We start from the raw sequence: 19518 nt of genomic DNA on the forward strand, positions 1-19518 counted from the left end.
TGCTAAATATACGTGAGAAAAAACTTCAAATCAACCAAAAAGATCATTGAATACTTCTCCAGTTCTTGGAGTAACGGGGAGCGATATTGTTCAATGTTTCAATGAGATCGGCCTTATTTACCGAAGGCCCTCCCGAGAAGATAGACGTTATCTCGTCAGCCTTGGCATCAAAAAACACCCGAAGCAACAGCGAATTATTTCGTCGGCGGTTCATCACCTCAAGTTTATTAAAGGTTTCAGCAATGGCTTTTTTTCCGGTAAGTAGATCTGCAGCCATAATATCAAGCCCCAATCTATGATAATCGTAGAGTGACTCGCGATATTCGGCATAAGTATTCGCCAGCAAATCGGCATTGAGCCTAAATCTCGAACGCGGACCATCGGCGCCGCTCCAGCCCCTGTAATTTCCCTGTTGGGCGGTGGTTACAATGCGATTCGCTTCTTCAAAATAAGGCGTTCCACCCATTGGCGCGAAAGTATCGGCATCAAGCCCCATAATAGTATAGACATAGAAAGAAATCACTGAAACCAGGTTAGAGCTAAAAGTATTCTGACTATAATTTAACGGCTGAAATTCGCGATAATTGAAGCCCAGTTGTTCATCTTTAAAATTAAAAACAGGGGTTACCAGTGAGGTGCCATATACCGGTCTTGAAGACTGTACCTGAATATTTCCATTAAAACTTTCACCTTCAAAACTGGTAATGGTAATGAACATACTGCAGTTGATGCGCTCCTGTGGCTGAAAACTTCTTTCGGTCCAGTTCGTACGGTTCACAAATTCTGTAAGCGCACGCTGCAGGGTTTTAAAAACCGAAAGATTTGCCTGTCCCGTCTGCTCGGCATTGATGATCACCTCGCAGTTGAGTTGCTGGGCAGAACAGAGCTGCATCCCGGTAAAAAATAATATTAGAAGAAAAACCTTACGCATTTAGTAAATCTATAACTTCTTTTAGAATATCCAAGGCCACTTCTTTTTTAGATTTTAAATCGAATTTCACCTGATGATCGGGATAAATGATAGTCACTTTATTGGTGTCTTCCTGAAATCCCGCGCCCTTGTCACGCAATGAATTTAATACAATAAAATCAAGATTCTTCTTTTCGAGCTTTTTTCTTGCATTGGCTTCTTCTTCATTTGTTTCCAAAGCAAAACCTATAAGTTTCTGATGCTTTTTCCTTTGTCCTAATGTAGCCAGGATATCCTCAGTTTTGGTAAGTTCCAGGGTGATATCTCCCGATTTCTTGATCTTTTGATCGGCAACATTTTTCGGTTTATAATCGGCCACTGCAGCGGCCGCAATAAAAACATCACAATCTTCAAAATTTGAAGTCGCCGCCTCATACATTTCACGGGTACTTGTAATCCGTATTAAACGGATACTTTTTTCATCCACTTCCACATGGGAAGGCCCAAGGATAAGCGTCACCTCAGCACCAAGACCCGCAGCTACTTCAGCAAGTTCACTACCCATTTTCCCGCTGGAATGATTCCCGATAAATCGAACCGGATCGATCGCTTCATAAGTAGGTCCGGCGGTAATGAGTATTTTTTTTCCTTTTAAAGGTAAATCTTTGGTAAAATGATTTTCGAGGAAATAGATGATCTCTTCCGGCTCGGCCATTCGGCCTTCGCCGTGGAGTCCGCTGGCAAGTTCACCGGTTCCTGCAGGGATCATAATATTCCCGTAACTCTCAAGCGTTTCAAAACTTTTTTTTGTGGATGGGTGTTTATACATATCCAGGTCCATCGCGGGCGCGAAGAACACCGGGCATTTTGCCGAAAGGTAAACGGCAAGCAAAAAATTATCGCTGTTGCCGGCTGCCATTTTTGACAGGCTATTGGCTGTAGCAGGGGCTAAAAGCATAAAATCGGCCCAAAGGCCGAGTTCTACGTGGTTGTTCCAGCGAGCATTTTCGTCTTCCTCATCGGTAAATGAAGAATAAACTTCATTTTTAGAAAGTGTGGAAAGTGTAAGCGGGGTAATAAATTCTTTTGCCGCGGGCGTCATCACTACTTTTACTTCGGCTCCGGCCTTAATAAATAAGCGAACCAAAGAGGCAGATTTATAAGCGGCAATACCACCGGTAATGCCTAATAAAACTTTCTTGCCCTTTAGTGAAGACATACCGAAACAGTTCTATTCTTCGGTATCTTTCGTATTGCGGTAGTAAATTTTATCTTCAAGCCATTCCTCAATTGCCAACGCCTGTGGCTTAGGAAGTCTTTCATAAAATTTAGATACTTCTATCTGCTCCTTATTTTCAAAAATCTCGTCTAGAGAATCGTTATAAGTAGCAAATTCATCGAGCTTTTCCAGTAATTCCTTTTTGATTTCAGAATTGATCTGTGTGGCCCTTTTCGCAATTATTGAAATTGCTTCATAGATATTCCCTGTGGGCTCATCTATAAGGTTTTTGTTGTAAGTAGTGGTGTTAACCGGAGCGTCAATTTTCTTAAAATCCATCATGCCTTAATTAAAAATTTTGTAAACGGTTATTAATATCTTCAAGGGCATCCTTCATCTGCGGAAGATATTGCCCCTCAGGATAATATTTTTTATAGGTTTCATAAAAATCCTTTGCTTCTTTTAGCCGTTCTTCCATCAAAACCTGGAAACTGTTGATGGCCAAAAGATAAGCTGAATCAAAACGGTAAAAATAAGCTTCTTCTCTGAATGGAGATCCCGGATTATCGGCCAGGAAATTATTAAAAGAAGCTATCGCCGCCTTATAATACTGAGTTTTATGATATTGTTTCGCTATTTCAAAAGCTTTCTTTTCAAGTTTTGTTTGCAGCGCAGTGGCCATTTCATTGGCTTTATCTGAATATTCCCCGTCAGGATATTTGTTCAGGTAAATTTGTAACTTTTCAATGCCTTTATGCGTATCGGTTTGGTCAAGATTATATTTCGGGGAACGGTAAAAATAACTTGCCGCCATTTTGAATTCTGCTTCCTCGGCTTTATCAGAATTAGGATATAACTGTAGGAATCTTTCAAATTCGAAAGGCGCCAGATAATAATCTTCAAGCTGGTAATGCGCATTCGCTACCATGTAAGCAAGACGCTGTCCCTGAGGTTTTCCACGAAACTGAGGCTCGATCTGCTCCAAAAGCCGCAATGACCTTTTAAGCGACTTATCGCTGTCTTTTTCAATCCCCTGGTTATATAATTCTTCTGCCCTGGTATATTTCTGGGCTGTATCATCACTTTTTAGCAGCTTCTGATATTCGCTGCAAGACAGCGTTACCGTTAGCATACCCACTATAAGAAGTGCCTTTTTTATCATACGTAAAAACATCTGGCAAAAATACATTATTTGTTACTATAAAAAAAACTTTCCTGAACTACAGAATTAACCCGTTTTTTGGGGGTTTATTGTAGCAGGAAAGCTATTCTTATCCAAAATTCTGCGTGATAATCAGAAATTATCTACAAAATGATCAATTCTTTTTTGAAGATTTTCTGATGCTTCAACCAGAGGAAGTTTGAGATAATTCTCAATAATTCCTTTTTTGGTAAGCAGCGCCTTGATCCCGGCAGGATTCCCTTCCGCAAAAATAAGATCTATTGATGGCGCAATTTTATAATGCATTTTATAGGCTTCTTTTGCATCGCCTTTTAATCCCAGCCGTATCATTTCTGAAAACTCCTTCGGAAAACCCTGTCCGATCACCGAGATCACTCCTTTTCCTCCAGCCAGGGTCATTGGCAGGGCAACCATATCATCTCCCGAAATCACTTTGAAATCTTCAGGAACCATATTAATCAGCCTCATGGCCTGAACTATATCGCCGGCGGCTTCTTTCACGCCTATGATATTAGGAACTTCCCGTGCCAGCCTGTTCACTGTTTCGGGTAGAACGTTTGACGCAGTTCTTCCGGGAACATTATAAAGTATAATTGGTAGCGGAGAAGCTTCGGCGATTGCTTTAAAATGCCTGAAAATTCCCTCCTGCGTAGGTTTATTGTAATAGGGAGAAACTGATAGTATAGCTTCGAAACCTTCAAGATTTCCGGTTTGCAATTCGTTCACCAGCGAAGCGGTATTGTTTCCTCCCACACCAAGAACCAGCGGTAACCTTCCGTTATTAGCCTTTTTTACTTCAGCTTTTACCAGTTCTTTTTCTTCTCTGCTCAAAGTTGCACTTTCAGCCGTCGTTCCCAGCACCACCAGGTATTCAATCCCGTTATCTATTTGGGACTGAACCAGCTTATGCAGTGCGTCAACATCTATCGATAAATCTGATTTGAATGGCGTAACCAGCGCCACACCAGTTCCAACAAAGGCTTCCATTAATTTTTTGCTTTTAAAATTTGTAAATATTTCAGGCTTTCCTCCAGGAAAACCTTTGGATCATTAGCAGATATTTCCACATCAAAAAGATTGAAAACATCCGGTTTTCTGCCCATTTTAAATCCCGCGGCCGTCATTGCAAACACAAGGGCCGCCGGTAGCGATTTTTCAGAAAAATACCCAATCAGGAAATCGTAATTGTGCTTTACGAAATGCAGCTCGATTTCTTGTTTTAACTTTCCGCTGAGGCTAATGTTCTCCATTTCCAGGGTTTCGGCTTCTACCCCGCGAGGCAAAGCTTCCTGAGGATCACAAATGATAATTTCCATTTGTTTTTCATTCCATCCCTGATCTTTAAAACCTTTAATAAACTCTATGATCCCTTCCGAAGAGATCCCTTCAAAAACGAAACCCAGTTCTTTAGGTTTTCCCAATTCCGATTTTCCCGCTTCCCGGGAAAGTTTCAGAATTTTCTTTTTAAGTAAATTTCTTTTCAGATTCAATGAAAATAATCCGGTTTAAAAGTGAAGCAAAAGTAGTTATTTTCAATAAACATAAAAGCGGTTTCAGATTTGTTAAAAACCCTAACTACCATATTTAACAGCTTTGTTTATTTTGTGAAATGCTTTACACGAGATTGATAAGCCTGAGCTTTTTTTCTCCTGTCCCAAAGAACTGAAAAACAAGGATAAAGGCTCCATATTTTAGGAAATATTCTACTAACAACACGCTGGTATCTGAGAGATAAAAATTAGCCATATCCCGAAAAACATCTGAAAATACAACCGCTAGGACCAGCGAAATAAAATAAACCGACTTCCTGGAATATGAGTTAAGATAGTAAACGAGGCCTATAATTGCCAAAACGAGCAGGTTTAAATAATATATCCAGTACACTCCAAACTCCAAGGCTCCTTTAATACGAGCCTGGACTTCTTCTAAATGACCGTACAAGAAATAAACATTCAGGGCGAGCACCACCACAAAAAAGATGCGCATGAATTTACTGGCATTTTCCGTTTGCGTATAATTAAGCGCCTCCCTGTACAGAAAAATATAAGAGATCATTACCAGCATCATGCAAATAAGATAGATGGTCTTATCATTTTGTATAAAACCATGGAGGTAGGCAGCAATGCTTAAAAAGACGAAAGCGATCAAATTCACATTTTTAGGATCAATTCGCTTGCGAAATCCGGCGAAGAGAATAAGAATTATAAGTATCTCGGAAAGGTTTATACCCCAGGAAATTCCAGAAACCACGGCATATAAATTAATAATAAAAACCGGAATTGTTGCCAGAATGGCCATTTGGCTATATCTCATAGGGGGCAAAATAATGGGCTAAATATAAAGAAAAATCTTATTCATTAACAAATACTTAACTATTTCTGTCTTTTCCCGAAGAAATCTAATTGGCAGACCACAAATGCTGTAAAATTTAAAATGAACAGCCTGAAAAATGCTTTTTTTGATTTACTCGGATAAAACTGATGAAGCGTTTATCTTTGCAGCCTACTTTTTAAGTTTATGAAGTTATCACATCTTTTTTTTGGATTCGCAGCGATCATTTTAATGGGCTGTAAAAATGACAGTTTTGAAGTCTCTGATATTTCTGCGGAAAGAATTCCGGTGAACGAAAAAATTCAGGGCGATACCGCTATTCAGAATTTTATAAAGCCCTATAAGGAGCATCTTAATAATACGCTCGATTCGGCTTTGATCTACAATCCGAAACTTCTGAATAAAAGCGATGGCGACCTTAATTCTGCCTTAGGAAATTTTATGGCCGATGTGGTCATGGAGCAGGCAAACCCCGTTTTTAAAGCACGTACCGGAAAAAATATCGATTTTGTCCTGCTTAATAAAGGTGGAATTCGTGCAGAACTCCCAAAAGGAAATCTTACCGCGCGAAACGCCTACGAGCTGATGCCTTTCGAAAATGAAATTGTCATTGCTGAACTTTCCGGAAAAAAGGTGAAGGAGATGCTCGATTACCTCAGCCAGGCTAAAAGCGCGCATCCGGTAAGCGGCATCAAATTAACAGCCGACAAAGATTATAAGATCATCGATGCCCGTATTCATGGTAAGGAAATTGATACCAATAAAACCTATTTCGTAGCGACTTCCGATTATTTGCAGCAGGGAGGCGACAGTATGAATTTTTTCAAAGATCCGGTGAATCTCTACGGTGCCGATTATAAGATTCGCAACGCGATCATCGATTATTTTAAAAAACACGATACGCTCAAAGCGGAAATAGACGATCGATATACAAGACAGCAATAAGATGAAAAGAAGGCAATTTTTACAAACTACAGCTACGGCGGGAGCTTTTGTGGGTCTCGGCGGTCTGGCGTCCCTCTCCTTCAAACCTCAGCATAAAAAACATCTCACCATTCTTCACACCAACGATGTGCACAGCCATATAGAACCCTTTGGGCCCGAAGAAGGCAGAAATGCCAATATGGGTGGAGTGGCCAGGAGAGCGACTTTGATCGAAAAGATCAGGCAGGAAAACCCGAATACGCTTTTGCTGGATGCCGGTGATATTTTCCAGGGAACTCCATACTTCAATTTTTACGGCGGCGAACTTGAGTTCAAACTGATGAGCAAGCTGAAGTATGACGCGGCTACCATCGGGAACCACGATTTTGACAATGGCATCGACGGATTATATGCTCAATTACCTTACGCCGACTTTGATTTTATCTGCTCGAATTACGATTTCAGCAATACCATCATGAATGGAAAAACCAAAAACTACCGTATTTTCATGAAAGACGGACTCAAAATAGGCGTTTTTGGGCTCGGTGTGGAGCTGAAAGGTTTGGTGAACGACAAACTTTACAAGGAAACCAAATATCTCGATCCGGTTGAAGTGACTCAGGATATGACCAACCTGTTAAAAAACGAACAGAAATGTGATCTCGTGATCTGCCTGTCACATTTAGGATATGAATACGATCATGATAAGATATCTGACCTGAAATTGGCAAAAACCACTCAGGATATCGATCTCATCATTGGCGGGCATACTCATACTTTCCTGGAAAAACCGACCGTTGTTCAGAATAAAGCGGGTAAAAATGTGCTCGTAAACCAGGTTGGTTGTTACGGATTATTCCTGGGCAGACTCGACTTCTATTTCGATGAAAAAGGAGAAGTTTCTACAGAAGCAAAAAGTATGGAAGTATCTTAATAGCTTTAAGCAATAAGCCTGGAGAAAATTATTTGAAAATTTAGCAATTTGAAGATTTGAAAATGAAATAGGACTCGTTTCAAATTCTTGTTTCTCGGCTCCTTTTTCTTTATTCTTTTTTTTGGAGGCTTGCTATATGCTTTTGGCTTACAGCTTAAGACTTATAGCTTAGGGCTTACAGCTTAGAGCTTAGAGCTAATTAACCATTTTCAGAAAATCATCTTCGCTTATAATGTTCGTTCCGAGCTTCTCGGCTTTCGCAAGTTTGCTGGGACCCATATTTTCGCCCGCAACCAGGTAATTAGTTTTGGAAGAAATCGAACTGGAAACTTTTCCGCCGTTGTCCTCGATCATTTTCTTAAGCTCATCCCGGGAAACCTTTTCAAAAACCCCGGAGATCACAAAAGTATTGCCGCCAAGTTTATCGGTTTGATTCGCCAGTTTTTCCGCTGAAATTTCTAATTGAACACCATATTCCCGAAGTCGTTTGACATTTTCAACATTTGCTTCGGAATCAAAAAAGTCCCTCACGCTCCAGGCGATCCTTTCCCCGATCTCATCAAGGTTGATCAATTCCTCTTCTGAAGCGGCCATCAGCGCGTCGATATTCTTAAAGTGTTTCGCAAGTTTTTTAGCCACGGTTTCACCCACATAACGGATTCCGAGGGCGAAAAGCACTCTTTCGAAAGGCACCTCCTTAGATTTCTCAATACCATTGACCAAATTTTCAGCCGATTTCTCTGCCATTCGTTCCAGTGGAAGTATATCCTCTTTTTTCAAAGTATAGAGATCGGCATAATTTTCAATAAGATCATTATTTACCAGAAGCGCCACGGTTTCCCCGCCCAGGCCTTCGATATCCATCGCTTTTCTTGAAATATAATGCTGAATTCGGCCAATGATCTGCGGCGGACATCCATTCGTATTCGGGCAGTAATGCTGTGCTTCCCCGGCGGCCCGCACAAGCTCGGTGTCACACTCCGGGCAATGGGTCGCATATTTTGTGGGTTCAGAATCGGGATCTCTTTTGGTAAAATCAACACCCACGATCTTCGGAATGATTTCACCTCCTTTTTCAACAAAAACAGTATCACCTTCCCGTACATCCAGTTTTTCGATCTGGTCGGCATTATGAAGGGATGCCCTTTTCACGATGGTTCCCGCCAGTTGCACCGGTTCAAGATTTGCCACCGGCGTGATCGCTCCGGTTCTTCCCACCTGGTAGGTGATCTTTTTCAATTTTGTGCTTTCCTGCTCGGCCTTGAATTTGTACGCCATCGCCCAGCGAGGTGATTTCGCGGTATGCCCAAGCTCTTCCTGCTGTTGAAAATCGTTCACCTTCACCACCACCCCATCGGTTTCATAAGGAAGATCGTGCCGATGCTTGTCCCAGTAATTGATATAATCCAGAACTTCATCGATCGAATTTTTCAATTCCGATTCTTCCGGTACTTTGAAACCCCATTTTCGGGCTTTTTCAAGTCCTTCAAATTGGGAACTTATCGCAATGTTTTTCCCGGTTATCGTATAAAGTAAACATTCCAGCGGACGTTTCGCGACTTCGGCACTGTCCTGCAATTTCAAACTTCCCGAAGCCGTATTTCTCGGATTTGCATAAGGTTCTTCCCCTATTTCCACGCGCTCGGCATTCATTTTCGCAAAACCTTCATAAGGCAGAATGATCTCGCCGCGAATATGAAAACGCTCCGGATAATCACCTTTTAATTTCAAAGGAACCGAACGAATCGTACGCACATTATTGGTCACATCATCTCCCTGAAAACCGTCGCCGCGGGTGACCGCCTGCTGTAAAGTGCCGTTTTCATAAGTAAGGCTGATGGAAGCCCCGTCGTATTTCAATTCACAAACATATTGAACTTTGCCTTCTACCACTTTCCCGATACGTTTTTCCCAGTCTTCAAGCTCTTCTTTCGAATATGAATTGGATAGCGAATACATGCGATATTCATGCTGAACTGTTGCAAAACTCTTGGTAACGGCACCACCCACGCGTTGTGTAGGCGAATTCTCATCCTGAAACTCCGGATGTTTTTCCTCCAGTTCCTGAAGTTCCTTCAGCTTCATATCGAATTCATAATCGCTGATCTGCGGTTTATCCAGGACATAATAATTATAATTATGCTGCTCCATTTCCTCGCGAAGGCTTTCTATCTTTTTTTTGATATCCATTTCTAGAATATAATGCTTTAAAGTTGTGAGATATTCAGCCTGTCGTTACTGCTGAATTTCAGAAGATAATTTTTAGACTGATGCGAAAACTCCAGTTCAAAGGCCGAAGAATAAGCTTTGTCACTTGTTGGAAACCAGTCTTTTTTATTCTTATTGATGGTAATAATGAGTCCGGAAGGCTCTCCCACTGCGCAGAAATGCTCAAAATTTCCATCGAATTTTTCCAGTTTGCACTCCTGCTTCATTTTTTCAAAATTTGAAGGAATATCTTCAGTAGCGAGTCCGATTTCGGCGATTCCCACTATACTATCCGCGGAAAAAAGAGCAGATTTCGGTTTGGAAAAATCGTTACGGGAAATGAATTCCATGATATTTTCATCTTCATCATAAAAATAAACCGATTTTGCCTGCCAGTTACTGAAATCGATGATCTTATCATTATTATTTTTCAAGGCATTAGTTTTATTTTCGATCCACTGCAAGGCATATTTTTCCTGATTATCTGGAATATGAAACGCGATATGATAAGGAGTAGGATTCTCCCGGTATTCAAAACGAAGCACCGAGTACCCGCATTTTATCTCAAAACTTTTTTCATCGTAATTAAGGATCTCAAAGCCCAGATCGTCCCTGTAGAACTTCAGCTGAGCTTTAATTTTATTGGAATAAATGCTAAGTTTCGAGATTTTCATCTTAGGTCTGGTTTTTATTCATCCATTTCGGAACCGGTTTTGCTTCAAAATGGATCATTTTCTCGAATAATTCTTCAAAATTATCGGCAACCAGTAAGATATCGAGATTTTCCTTTTTTAGCAGCTCTTTTTCATTCATTTTATGAAGCATTTTGAGTAAATCGTCATAAAATCCATTGATATTAAGCAAACCGATAGGTTTTTTATGCAAACCTAGCTGTGCCCAGGTGACGATCTCAAAAAGTTCCTCGAAAGTTCCGAAGCCTCCGGGTAAGGCGATAAAAGCATCACTGAGTTCATTCATAGTAAGTTTGCGCTCATGCATATCTTTGGTAGTGATCAACTTATCAAGGCCGGTATGAACCACTTCTTTCGTCTTCAGGAAATCGGGAATCACTCCGGTTGCTTTTCCGCCGGCCTCCATAACCCCTGCGGCAACCTGCCCCATGAGTCCGAGTTTACTGCCTCCGTAAACCAAACGAATATTTTTTTCAGCCATTTTTCGGCCTAATTCATAAGCCTCTTCGAAAATTTGCGGATCGTTCCCGTCGCTGCTGGCGCAGAAAACGGCAAGACTCTGAATGGAATTTTTATGACTCATAATTTTATCTGACAGCTTTTAGCATCCGGTAATTCCCAAAAATATCTTTTTTTAATTCGGCTTCAAAACCCAAATTTTCAACCAGGTCTCTGGTCTCTTCATGCAGATACTGGTTGATCTCGAAATATAGTGCTCCGTTCTGTCTCAGAGAAACCTGCGCCAATTCGGCAATTTTTTTATAAAAGATCAAGGCATCGTCATCATCAACAAAGAGCGCCGTTTTTGGCTCATGGTCCAGGACATTTTTCTGCATCTGTTCCTTTTCCTGCTCACGCACATAAGGCGGATTGGAAACTATGATATCATACCGCTCTTGCAGTTTTTCCAGTTTCAATATATCCAGCTTCCGGAAATCGACATCGACCTTATTTAATTTAGCGTTCTTTCTTGCAGTTTTGAGCGCTGCTTCCGAAATATCAAAAGCGGTAACTTCGGCTTTCAAATTTTTTGCAAGGCTTATCGCAATGCAGCCGCTTCCGGTGCCTATATCCAGGATTTTAAGATTTTGTAACTCCTTATTATCCTGAATGATCCAATCTACAAGTTCTTCGGTTTCGGGACGAGGGATAAGTACATTTTTATCTACCAGAAAATGCAGTCCGAAAAATTCGGTTTCCCCGGTGATATACTGTACGGGTTCATGCTGCTTCAATCTTTTCAATGCCGATTCAAATGCACTCAACTGTTCTTCATTCAGCGCTAATTCCGGCGCCAAAGCAACTTCCAGCCGCGTCATTCCAAGGTACTTTTCCGCAAGAATATTGAAAAAAGATTCAATTTCTTTCGAGGGATATCCATCTTTAAGATGATCTATAAACTGGAGTTTTAACTGTGACAGCCGCACTTACCTAAAGGTCTTTCAGTAAAAAAACGGTACAATTATAATGACCGGTATTTCCCATGGGGCCAGGCAAAGGTTCGAACCCGCATTTTTTGTAGAGATTTCTCGCATGCTTCATCGAGGGCAAAGTCTCGATATAACACTTCTGGAAACCGTTCTTTCGGGCAAATTCCTGGCAATGTTCAATCATTTCCTTACCGATTCCACGGCCACGGGCCTCGGGTAGAAAATACATCTTCTGCAATTCGCAAATTTCAAATTCCATCCCGGTTAAGGGCGCGATCCCCGCACCCCCTATTATTTTAGAATTTTCCTCAACCACATAATAAACTTTTCCCCTGCCCTCATAAGTGGCAGTCATATCATCCAGGGATTTGTCTTCATAAGCGGTGCCCTCTTTTGGCGCACCCATTTCCACAAGCACATTTTGAATTAATTTTTTAACTTCCTGATTGTCTTCTGGTTCAATTTCACGTATTTTCCACGTACTCATTCTGCTTAATAATTCTATTTTTGTGACGTGAATATACACGAAAAATATATGAATCGCTGCATAGAACTGGCCAAAAACGGGCTCGGAACGACCTATCCGAATCCCCTGGTTGGGAGTGTGATCGTATATGATGGGAAGATCATTGGGGAAGGCTGGCATGGTAAGGCCGGCGAAGCTCATGCTGAAGTAAACGCCATTCAATCGGTGAAAAATGAGGAACTTTTCAAAAAGTCGACTATTTATGTGAGCCTGGAGCCCTGCAGTCATTTTGGCAAAACGCCTCCCTGCAGTGACCTGATCATTGCCAAAGGCTTTATAAAAGTAGTCATAGGTACCATGGATCCTTTCGCTAAAGTTGCCGGCCGCGGAATTAAAAAACTGATGGATGCCGGTTGCGAGGTCAAAGTGGGAATCCTGGAGAAGGAATGCCTGGAATTAAACAAGCGGTTTTTTACTTTTCATAAAAAACAAAGGCCTTATATTATTCTGAAATGGGCGCAGACTTCTGATGGATTTATTGCGCCACAAAAGAAAGAGTCGAATAGACCAGTTTGGATCACCAACAAATATTCAGGGCAGCTTGGGCACAAATGGCGCAGTGAAGAAGCGGCGATTTTAGTGGGCGCCAATACGGTAAAAGCCGACAATCCAAAGCTGAATGTTCGAAAATGGACCGGAAATGATCCCGTTCGTGTGGTGATCGATAAAGATTTGAAGCTTTCTGCCGATTTTTCAATTTTCGACGGAAGTGTAAAGACCATCGTGATCTGCGCGGAAAAAGACGCTTCGAGGGAAAAGGAAAATCTCCTTTTTGAGGAAATAAATTTTTCAGAAAATATCGCAGACGAGATCTGCAGAATATTATATGAACATGATTTGCAATCGGTGATCATCGAGGGCGGCAGCCAAACCCTTAAGCAATTTATCAACTCCGGTCTTTGGGATGAAGCCCGAATTTTTACCGGCAGAAATCAGTTTAAAACCGGCATTAAGGCTCCTGAATTTTCGGGTAATTTGCAGCAGGAAAAAACCATCGAAACCGATAATTTAAAAATTTACAGAAATGATTGACGCGATCATATTTGACTTTGGAGATGTATTTATAAATCTTGATAAAGAGGCGACCACCCGAAAACTAAAGGAAATGGATATCGACAAATTGCCCGATTCCATCACCGCCATGAACCGCGATTATGAACAGGGATTTGTTACTTCCGATGAGATCGCTGAAAAATACCGTGCACAATTCCCGCAGCTGGAAAAAGAAAATTTCATGCAGTCGTGGAACGCCATGATCCTGGAATTTCCGGAATATCGCTTTCGCTTTATTCAGAAACTGGCCGAAGAGAAAGATTTTAAGCTTATCCTGCTTAGTAATACCAACGAAAATCACATCGAATACATCAAAAGCAACGTTTCCTTTTTTAATGATTTTAAACAATGCTTTGACGGATTTTACCTCTCGCACGAAATAGGACTTCGAAAACCCGACCCGGAAATTTTTGAATTTCTGGTTGACAAACATGATCTGAAACCGGAAAATACTTTATTTATAGACGATACCAAAGAAAATACTGAAACCGCAGCCAGGCTGGGCTTCAATGTATGGAATATCGAACCAACGCGAGAGGATGTGATCGATCTTTTCACTACTAAAAAGGAATTATTTTGATCTACCTGCTCCTGAGCGTACTGTCTTCAACCATAATTTTTGTGGTTTTCAGGCTGTACACCAGGTATGGAGTAAATACCCTACAGGCGATCATCGTCAACTATTTCATAGCCTGTACCGTTGGATATTTTGGTTATATCGATAATGCCGATTTCAGTAAAGTACCTTCGGAAAGCTGGTTTCCGGGTGCTCTTGTGCTCGGATTTTTATTCATTACCGTTTTTAATCTGGCGGCGATCACCACACAGCGAAGTGGTATGTCGGTCGTTGCCGTAGCTACAAAAATGTCGGTTGCCATTCCCGTAGCCTGCGGAATTTTCCTCTACAATGAGAGTACCGGATTTTTAAAAATTTGTGGAATCATCCTGGCTTTGATCGCAGTTTATCTTACTTCCATTAAAAAGAAGGAAGGAATAAGCATAAAAACCAAAAACCTGATTTTTCCGCTTTTGGTCTTTTTCGGAAGCGGGATCATAGATACCAGCCTGAAATATCTTGAAACGAGTTACGTGGCAGAAACTGATGTGGGCCTCTTCTCTTCTACCATTTTCGCCACTGCAGGAATTATAGGCACCTTCATCTTAACTGGCCAGGCCATTCTTGGTAAATTAAAGATCACCTGGAAAAATATTCTCGGTGGGATCGCCCTGGGAATTCCCAATTATTATTCTATCTATTTTCTGGTAATGGCATTGAGAAGCAACGGCCTCGAAAGTTCCACCGTTTTTACCATGAACCATGTGGCGATAGTAACATTTTCAACCCTGACGGGAATTCTGCTATTTCATGAAAAACTGATTCGTAAAAACTGGATAGGTTTGATTTTGGCAATTATCAGTATTATTCTGGTAGCAAACAGCGCGATATGAAGGATACTTATAAAACCATAACCAAAGCCTCGGAAGAAGTGCTTTTCAAAGACCGGAATTCAAAGTTCTTCGGGTATGCTTTTCCTGTAAAAAATGAAGAGGAAATTGAAGCGCATTTACAGGAACTCAGGTCAAAGCATCATAAGGCGCGTCACTGGTGCTATGCGTGGCAGCTGGGAAAGGAAGAGCAGAATTTCAGGTACCGGGCAAATGATGACGGCGAGCCTTCAAATTCAGCAGGAATGCCTATTTACGGGCAAATTCAGTCTTTTGAGGTAACCAATATCCTGATCGTGGTGGTGCGTTATTTTGGAGGTGTAAAGTTAGGTGTGGGCGGACTCATAAATGCGTATCGTACCGCCGCGCAGATGGCGCTTGAAAATTCAGAGATCATCCAGAGGACGATAGACGAGGTTTTCGTTGTAAAATTTGATTATCCTGAAATGAACAAAGTGATGCAGGTAATTAAACAAAACAACCTGAACGTGATCGATCAAATACTGGAAATTGATTGTAAAATCTATATCTCAGTTAGAAAAAATGAAGCCGGGGAAATTTTTTCAAAATTTGACAACACCTATAAAGTAGAAATTTCAAAAATCGAAGATTAATCCTTCAGCTTTTCCAGAATATTTTCAGGACATCGTATAGGCCTGCGCGTTTTTGAATCCATAAAAACCAAAATACTGCTGGCCGAAGTAACTTTTTCACCCTTTTCATTGAAGATAAAGTAGTCAAAAGTGATTTTAACATTTGGAAGTTCCCTAAGCCGCGTCTCTATCTTCAGTTTTTCATCAAAAGTTACGGGTTTGTGGTATTTTACATTCAGTTCAAAAACCGGTAACATCACCCCTTCCTTTTCCAAAGATTTATAGGAGATCCCGAGAGCTTCAAGCCACTCGATCCTAGCTATTTCAAGGTATTGCGGGTAATTTCCATGGTGCACCACACCCATCTGGTCGGTCTCGGCATAACGAACTTTAACAAAAGAATTATGAGATTTCATAAGAAATAATAGCCTTTTTGCGAAAGGTTTTTTATCTTCAGGCTTGGATTCAAGTATGCATAAATTTTTCTTAAAATTCAACCCCAAAAAGGTTTTTTTTTTTACATTTTTTGTTCACATATTTGTTCCGCTCGAGTTAGCAAAGAATCTTCTTTCTAACTTCCAATTTAGTCTTTACTACTAACCTAAATAACGTCTAACAAAGAATGTCAAAAACTGCGCAATCGGTTTGGAATAATTGTCTGTCTTTCATTCAGGATAATATAACCCCCCAGGCCTACAAAACATGGTTCGAACCAATACAAGCAGTAAAACTTACAGATTGTGCATTAAGCATCCAGGTACCTTCAAAATTTTTCTATGAATGGCTGGAAGAGCATTATGTTAAACTTCTAAAGGTTTCCCTTACTCGTGAGCTTGGCGAAAAAGCCAAACTGGTTTATGTGATCAAAATGGAGAATACGTATGGGAACAAACTGCCTTTTACTGAAAAAATACCGAGTACTCAAAGATCGAATATGGCTTCGCAGGAAGTAGATGTTCCCATTAAAAATAAGAGTCCTGAGCTTAAAAATCCTTTTATCATTCCTGGAATCAGGAATGTAAAGATCGAGTCTCAGCTCAACCCCAACTATAATTTTGATAATTTTCTTGAAGGAGAATCCAACAGGCTTGCCCGCTCTGCCGGCCTGGCAGTGGCTAACAAACCTGGTGGAACCTCTTTCAATCCCCTGTTGATCTTTGGCGGTGTTGGTTTGGGAAAAACTCATCTGGGCCATGCTATTGGTGTGGAGATCAAGGACAAATATCCTGAAAAAACCGTTCTGTATATTTCTGCAGAAAAATTTACCCAGCAATACATTGAGTCGGTAAAAAAGAACAATCGCAATGATTTCATTCATTTTTACCAGATCATCGATGTTCTGATCGTGGATGACATTCAGCTGCTTTCAGGAAAGGCCGGAACCCAGGATGTATTTTTCCATATTTTCAATCACCTTCATCAAAACGGTAAACAGGTGATCCTTACCAGCGATAAGGCTCCGGTTGATATGCAGGATATTGAACAACGCCTGCTCTCCCGATTCAAATGGGGACTCTCTGCAGAACTGCAACATCCCGATTTCGAGACGAGGGTTTCCATTATCAAAAATAAACTGTATCGCGACGGCGTGGAAATGCCGGAAGATATTGTGGAATTCCTTGCCAATAATATCAAAACGAACATTCGTGAACTCGAAGGAGCTATTATTTCATTGATCGCCCATTCGTCTTTTAATCGGAAAGATATCACTCTTGACCTTGCGAAAAAGATCGTAGACAACTACGTGAAGAATACCAAGCGTGAAGTATCTATAGATTATATTCAGAAAGTGGTAAGCGATTATTTCCAGATGGATGTGGATACACTGCAGTCTAAAACACGGAAACGCCATATTGTTCAGGCGCGGCAGCTTGCCATGTTTTTTGCCAAAAAATTCACAAAAGCTTCGCTGGCAAGTATTGGTTCACAAATTGGAAGTCGTGACCATGCTACTGTTCTTCACGCCTGCAAGACTGTAGATAATCTGGCTTCTACCGATAAGCAGTTCAAAAAGTTCGTGGAAGACCTCAACAAAAAACTTACCCTCTAAAACTCAATCTTTTATGAAAACCAGGGTTTTGATGGTGTGTTTAGGCAATATATGCAGATCGCCCCTGGCCGAAGGTATTTTAAAGTCCAAGGTTGACCGCAGCAAGGTTTACGTAGATTCTGCCGGAACAAGCAACTACCATATTGGTGATGCTCCTGACAGAAGATCTGTCGCCACCGCGAAAAGGTATGATCTCGACATCACCGAACAACGCGGAAGACAATTTTCGGTATCAGATTTTGATGATTTCGACCATATTTTCGTGATGGACAATTTCAATTATCGCGATGTGCTTGAGCTCGCAAGGAATGAGGAAGATCGCAAAAAAGTACACCTGATCCTGAATGAAATGTTCCCCGATGAAAATGTTGATGTTCCCGACCCTTATCATGGCGGCGAGCAGGGATTTGAAAATGTTTACCAAATGCTTGACGAAGCCTGTGATAAAATTGCAGAAAAGCTGAATAACGGGACTTATGAGTGATCCCCATCAATATGGAAAACTCTATCTTATTCCCGTAGGCCTGGGAGATTCTCCTGATAATAAAGTTTTTCCACCAATGAATAAAGAAATCATCAAAGAAATAGATGATTTTATTGTGGAAAATGAAAAGTCTGCCCGGCGGTTTATCAAAAGGATCCTTCCGGAAAAATCACAGCCTGCACTTCAATTAAAAGCCTTAAATAAATTTACAGACCCCTCTGAAATTCTCAATTTTCTAAATCCTGCAAAGGAAGGCAAGAATATGGGATTACTGAGTGAAGCCGGTTGTCCGGGCGTGGCAGATCCAGGCGCCGAAATAGTTAAACTTGCCCATCAATTTGGAATTCAGGTAGTGCCTCTAGTGGGCCCTTCCTCCATCCTTTTGGCAATGATGGCCAGCGGAATGAACGGCCAGAGCTTTACCTTTCACGGGTATTTGCCCATTGATAAAAAGGAACGGAAAAGCACTATATTACAGCTTGAGAGAATTTCCGCGGAAAAAAATCAGGCGCAACTGTTTATTGAGACGCCTTACCGAAATATGAAATTTCTGCAGGATCTTGTCCAGATACTTCATCCGGCTACCCGTATCTGTGTGGCCTGTGATCTAACCTTAGCTTCAGAATTCATCAAAACGGCAACCGCTTCAGAATGGAAAAATATAAAAGCCGACCTTCATAAAAGACCGGCGATTTTTATCATTCAGAAAGATTTGTAGACTTTAAAGCCTGTCAAAATCTACCCGGGCGTTCTTTTCTGCTTTGATATAAGACACATCATAGCCCTGAAAACGCTTCATATAATTTCTGATGCTGGTTCCAAAGGCATCACTAAAAGCCTGGGCGCCCCAGCTTCTAAGATATTTCTTTACACTGCCAGGACCGGCAAGGTGCGCGGCGGCAAGAATACCAGATTCGGTTACCTTAACTCCATTTATGGTTTTTCCATCGAAACGCTTGATATCTCTTTGAAGAATCCATTTATTTCGGCTGGCATTCGCATAAAAAGCTGCTTCCTGTAAAGCAGGTGATTCCAGGAATTCCACGGTGTCGTAGATTCCTAAAAGTTTCAGGGTTCCTTTTCCAAACTGGTACTTCCCTAAATAACCGTATTCGTTGATGTTTTTATAATTACCCTGTGACTCTTTAAAAGCCACGGCTTCTTTAAAACCTACATACGATTTACCCAGAAAAGGAGCGGCATGGGAAATGTGAAAATCTGGTTCAATCTCTGCTTTCAGATCTTCCACCGTATAATCAAGATCGAGATTAGCGGTAGAATAATTTTCCAGATTTATTTTAGCAGCATCTTTAGTTGAAAAACTAAAAAATATCGAGCCTGCTGCCAGTGGCAAGATTGAAAATTTTGCAATTTTCTTTCTCATTGCTGTTGTTTTCGAAAGGTTAATGGTTTGGTCTAAAAAACCTCACCCCTTTCATATTAGCGGTGGCAAATGTATAACAATTTTTAAAAATCTGAATATCAGTATGTTAAACCTTTTTTAAACTTACGTAAAGTTTAACTGAAGTATAACT

The 19518-nt window shown here is 40.9% G+C and carries 23 protein-coding genes; 9 read left to right on the forward strand and 14 right to left on the reverse strand.

Annotated elements, in window-relative coordinates:
* Positions 1-43: 43 nt before the first annotated feature.
* The 7 genes from porD to C7S20_RS00530 form a co-directional block, all read right to left on the reverse strand.
* On the reverse strand, positions 44-931 hold the full coding sequence (gene porD / locus C7S20_RS00500) for a type IX secretion system protein PorD (RefSeq protein WP_107010659.1): 888 nt from the start codon (positions 929-931) through the stop codon (positions 44-46).
* On the reverse strand, positions 924-2129 hold the full coding sequence (coaBC, locus tag C7S20_RS00505) for a bifunctional phosphopantothenoylcysteine decarboxylase/phosphopantothenate--cysteine ligase CoaBC (RefSeq protein WP_107010660.1): 1206 nt from the start codon (positions 2127-2129) through the stop codon (positions 924-926). The genes porD and coaBC overlap by 8 nt, the downstream gene beginning before the upstream one ends.
* A gap of 12 nt (positions 2130-2141) precedes the next feature.
* Positions 2142-2468, reverse strand: coding sequence for a DNA-directed RNA polymerase subunit omega (locus C7S20_RS00510; RefSeq protein ID WP_107010661.1), 327 nt, complete (start codon positions 2466-2468; stop codon positions 2142-2144).
* A 10-nt stretch (positions 2469-2478) separates the two neighbouring features.
* A complete protein-coding gene (locus C7S20_RS00515) occupies positions 2479-3291 on the reverse strand; it encodes an outer membrane protein assembly factor BamD (protein ID WP_227009070.1) in 813 nt (270 codons plus the stop codon).
* A 132-nt stretch (positions 3292-3423) separates the two neighbouring features.
* Positions 3424-4299 carry a 4-hydroxy-tetrahydrodipicolinate synthase gene (dapA, locus tag C7S20_RS00520; protein ID WP_107010663.1) on the reverse strand — a complete coding sequence of 292 codons (876 nt, stop codon included), beginning with the start codon at positions 4297-4299 and terminating at the stop codon, positions 3424-3426.
* The gene (locus C7S20_RS00525; protein WP_107010664.1) at positions 4299-4802 is read right to left on the reverse strand and encodes a DUF6913 domain-containing protein; all 504 of its coding nucleotides are present in this window, start codon (positions 4800-4802) and stop codon (positions 4299-4301) included. The genes dapA and C7S20_RS00525 overlap by 1 nt, the downstream gene beginning before the upstream one ends.
* 124 nt (positions 4803-4926) lie before the next feature.
* The gene (locus C7S20_RS00530) at positions 4927-5625 is read right to left on the reverse strand and encodes a hypothetical protein (RefSeq protein WP_159039844.1); all 699 of its coding nucleotides are present in this window, start codon (positions 5623-5625) and stop codon (positions 4927-4929) included.
* 204 nt (positions 5626-5829) lie between these two features.
* Between C7S20_RS00530 and C7S20_RS00535 the strand changes: the two genes are divergently transcribed.
* Positions 5830-6588 carry a 5'-nucleotidase C-terminal domain-containing protein gene (locus C7S20_RS00535; protein ID WP_107010666.1) on the forward strand — a complete coding sequence of 253 codons (759 nt, stop codon included), beginning with the start codon at positions 5830-5832 and terminating at the stop codon, positions 6586-6588.
* Between the two features lies 1 nt (position 6589).
* Positions 6590-7501, forward strand: coding sequence for a metallophosphoesterase (locus C7S20_RS00540; RefSeq protein WP_107010667.1), 912 nt, complete (start codon positions 6590-6592; stop codon positions 7499-7501).
* 195 nt (positions 7502-7696) lie between these two features.
* Here the strand turns inward: C7S20_RS00540 and ligA are convergent, their stop codons facing one another.
* The 5 genes from ligA to C7S20_RS00565 are packed head-to-tail and all read right to left on the reverse strand — an operon-like array spanning position 7697 to position 12318.
* Positions 7697-9691, reverse strand: coding sequence for an NAD-dependent DNA ligase LigA (gene ligA, locus C7S20_RS00545; RefSeq protein ID WP_107010668.1), 1995 nt, complete (start codon positions 9689-9691; stop codon positions 7697-7699).
* Between the two features lie 17 nt (positions 9692-9708).
* Positions 9709-10383 (reverse strand): VOC family protein, encoded by a 675-nt coding sequence (locus tag C7S20_RS00550; protein WP_107010669.1) that lies wholly within the window; start codon positions 10381-10383, stop codon positions 9709-9711.
* A gap of 1 nt (position 10384) precedes the next feature.
* Positions 10385-10984 carry an LOG family protein gene (locus C7S20_RS00555; RefSeq protein WP_107010670.1) on the reverse strand — a complete coding sequence of 200 codons (600 nt, stop codon included), beginning with the start codon at positions 10982-10984 and terminating at the stop codon, positions 10385-10387.
* 4 nt (positions 10985-10988) lie between these two features.
* The gene (gene prmC / locus C7S20_RS00560) at positions 10989-11828 is read right to left on the reverse strand and encodes a peptide chain release factor N(5)-glutamine methyltransferase (RefSeq protein WP_107010671.1); all 840 of its coding nucleotides are present in this window, start codon (positions 11826-11828) and stop codon (positions 10989-10991) included.
* 4 nt (positions 11829-11832) lie between these two features.
* Positions 11833-12318 (reverse strand): GNAT family N-acetyltransferase, encoded by a 486-nt coding sequence (locus C7S20_RS00565; RefSeq protein ID WP_107014034.1) that lies wholly within the window; start codon positions 12316-12318, stop codon positions 11833-11835.
* Positions 12319-12345: 27 nt separating this feature from the next.
* On the opposite strand from C7S20_RS00565, the gene ribD reads away from it, so the two are divergent.
* Genes ribD through C7S20_RS00585 form a run of 4 tightly spaced genes read left to right on the forward strand, consistent with a single transcriptional unit; the run spans position 12346 to position 15470 of the window.
* Positions 12346-13389 carry a bifunctional diaminohydroxyphosphoribosylaminopyrimidine deaminase/5-amino-6-(5-phosphoribosylamino)uracil reductase RibD gene (gene ribD / locus C7S20_RS00570; RefSeq protein ID WP_107010672.1) on the forward strand — a complete coding sequence of 348 codons (1044 nt, stop codon included), beginning with the start codon at positions 12346-12348 and terminating at the stop codon, positions 13387-13389.
* Positions 13382-13990 carry an HAD family hydrolase gene (locus C7S20_RS00575; RefSeq protein WP_107010673.1) on the forward strand — a complete coding sequence of 203 codons (609 nt, stop codon included), beginning with the start codon at positions 13382-13384 and terminating at the stop codon, positions 13988-13990. The genes ribD and C7S20_RS00575 overlap by 8 nt, the downstream gene beginning before the upstream one ends.
* On the forward strand, positions 13987-14859 hold the full coding sequence (locus C7S20_RS00580; protein WP_107010674.1) for an EamA family transporter: 873 nt from the start codon (positions 13987-13989) through the stop codon (positions 14857-14859). Before C7S20_RS00575 ends, C7S20_RS00580 begins: the two co-directional genes overlap by 4 nt.
* Positions 14856-15470 carry an IMPACT family protein gene (locus C7S20_RS00585; protein ID WP_107010675.1) on the forward strand — a complete coding sequence of 205 codons (615 nt, stop codon included), beginning with the start codon at positions 14856-14858 and terminating at the stop codon, positions 15468-15470. The genes C7S20_RS00580 and C7S20_RS00585 overlap by 4 nt, the downstream gene beginning before the upstream one ends.
* Here the strand turns inward: C7S20_RS00585 and C7S20_RS00590 are convergent.
* Entirely contained in the window at positions 15467-15865 is a 399-nt protein-coding gene (locus C7S20_RS00590) for an acyl-CoA thioesterase (protein WP_107014035.1), read from the reverse strand. The genes C7S20_RS00585 and C7S20_RS00590 overlap by 4 nt on opposite strands.
* Before the next feature lie 206 nt (positions 15866-16071).
* On the opposite strand from C7S20_RS00590, the gene dnaA reads away from it, so the two are divergent.
* The 3 genes from dnaA to C7S20_RS00605 are packed head-to-tail and all read left to right on the forward strand — an operon-like array spanning position 16072 to position 18701.
* Complete coding sequence (dnaA, locus tag C7S20_RS00595; protein WP_107010676.1) at positions 16072-17499, forward strand: chromosomal replication initiator protein DnaA; 1428 nt, start codon at positions 16072-16074, stop codon at positions 17497-17499.
* 13 nt (positions 17500-17512) lie between these two features.
* The gene (locus tag C7S20_RS00600) at positions 17513-17983 is read left to right on the forward strand and encodes a low molecular weight protein-tyrosine-phosphatase (protein ID WP_107010677.1); all 471 of its coding nucleotides are present in this window, start codon (positions 17513-17515) and stop codon (positions 17981-17983) included.
* Positions 17976-18701, forward strand: coding sequence for an SAM-dependent methyltransferase (locus C7S20_RS00605; RefSeq protein ID WP_107010678.1), 726 nt, complete (start codon positions 17976-17978; stop codon positions 18699-18701). The genes C7S20_RS00600 and C7S20_RS00605 overlap by 8 nt, the downstream gene beginning before the upstream one ends.
* Positions 18702-18704: 3 nt before the next feature.
* On the opposite strand, the gene C7S20_RS00610 is transcribed toward C7S20_RS00605, so the two are convergent.
* The gene (locus C7S20_RS00610) at positions 18705-19367 is read right to left on the reverse strand and encodes a peptidoglycan-binding protein LysM (RefSeq protein ID WP_107010679.1); all 663 of its coding nucleotides are present in this window, start codon (positions 19365-19367) and stop codon (positions 18705-18707) included.
* Positions 19368-19518: the final 151 nt, after the last annotated feature.

The sequence above is a fragment of the Christiangramia fulva genome (assembly GCF_003024155.1).
GTDB lineage: Bacteria > Bacteroidota > Bacteroidia > Flavobacteriales > Flavobacteriaceae > Christiangramia > Christiangramia fulva.

What these genes read in the sequence shown, in the direction of transcription:
- porD (WP_107010659.1), bottom strand. Translation starts at nt 931, where the DNA reads ATGCGTAAGGTTTTTCTTCTAATATTATTTTTTACCGGGATGCAGCTC.
- coaBC (WP_107010660.1), bottom strand. Translation starts at nt 2,129, where the DNA reads ATGTCTTCACTAAAGGGCAAGAAAGTTTTATTAGGCATTACCGGTGGT.
- C7S20_RS00510 (WP_107010661.1), bottom strand. Translation starts at nt 2,468, where the DNA reads ATGGATTTTAAGAAAATTGACGCTCCGGTTAACACCACTACTTACAAC.
- C7S20_RS00515 (WP_227009070.1), bottom strand. Translation starts at nt 3,291, where the DNA reads ATGATAAAAAAGGCACTTCTTATAGTGGGTATGCTAACGGTAACGCTG.
- dapA (WP_107010663.1), bottom strand. Translation starts at nt 4,299, where the DNA reads ATGGAAGCCTTTGTTGGAACTGGTGTGGCGCTGGTTACGCCATTCAAA.
- C7S20_RS00530 (WP_159039844.1), bottom strand. Translation starts at nt 5,625, where the DNA reads ATGAGATATAGCCAAATGGCCATTCTGGCAACAATTCCGGTTTTTATT.
- C7S20_RS00535 (WP_107010666.1), top strand. Translation starts at nt 5,830, where the DNA reads ATGAAGTTATCACATCTTTTTTTTGGATTCGCAGCGATCATTTTAATG.
- C7S20_RS00540 (WP_107010667.1), top strand. Translation starts at nt 6,590, where the DNA reads ATGAAAAGAAGGCAATTTTTACAAACTACAGCTACGGCGGGAGCTTTT.
- ligA (WP_107010668.1), bottom strand. Translation starts at nt 9,691, where the DNA reads ATGGATATCAAAAAAAAGATAGAAAGCCTTCGCGAGGAAATGGAGCAG.
- C7S20_RS00550 (WP_107010669.1), bottom strand. Translation starts at nt 10,383, where the DNA reads ATGAAAATCTCGAAACTTAGCATTTATTCCAATAAAATTAAAGCTCAG.
- C7S20_RS00555 (WP_107010670.1), bottom strand. Translation starts at nt 10,984, where the DNA reads ATGAGTCATAAAAATTCCATTCAGAGTCTTGCCGTTTTCTGCGCCAGC.
- C7S20_RS00565 (WP_107014034.1), bottom strand. Translation starts at nt 12,318, where the DNA reads ATGAGTACGTGGAAAATACGTGAAATTGAACCAGAAGACAATCAGGAA.
- C7S20_RS00575 (WP_107010673.1), top strand. Translation starts at nt 13,382, where the DNA reads ATGATTGACGCGATCATATTTGACTTTGGAGATGTATTTATAAATCTT.
- C7S20_RS00585 (WP_107010675.1), top strand. Translation starts at nt 14,856, where the DNA reads ATGAAGGATACTTATAAAACCATAACCAAAGCCTCGGAAGAAGTGCTT.
- C7S20_RS00590 (WP_107014035.1), bottom strand. Translation starts at nt 15,865, where the DNA reads ATGAAATCTCATAATTCTTTTGTTAAAGTTCGTTATGCCGAGACCGAC.
- dnaA (WP_107010676.1), top strand. Translation starts at nt 16,072, where the DNA reads ATGTCAAAAACTGCGCAATCGGTTTGGAATAATTGTCTGTCTTTCATT.
- C7S20_RS00600 (WP_107010677.1), top strand. Translation starts at nt 17,513, where the DNA reads ATGAAAACCAGGGTTTTGATGGTGTGTTTAGGCAATATATGCAGATCG.
- C7S20_RS00605 (WP_107010678.1), top strand. Translation starts at nt 17,976, where the DNA reads ATGAGTGATCCCCATCAATATGGAAAACTCTATCTTATTCCCGTAGGC.
- C7S20_RS00610 (WP_107010679.1), bottom strand. Translation starts at nt 19,367, where the DNA reads ATGAGAAAGAAAATTGCAAAATTTTCAATCTTGCCACTGGCAGCAGGC.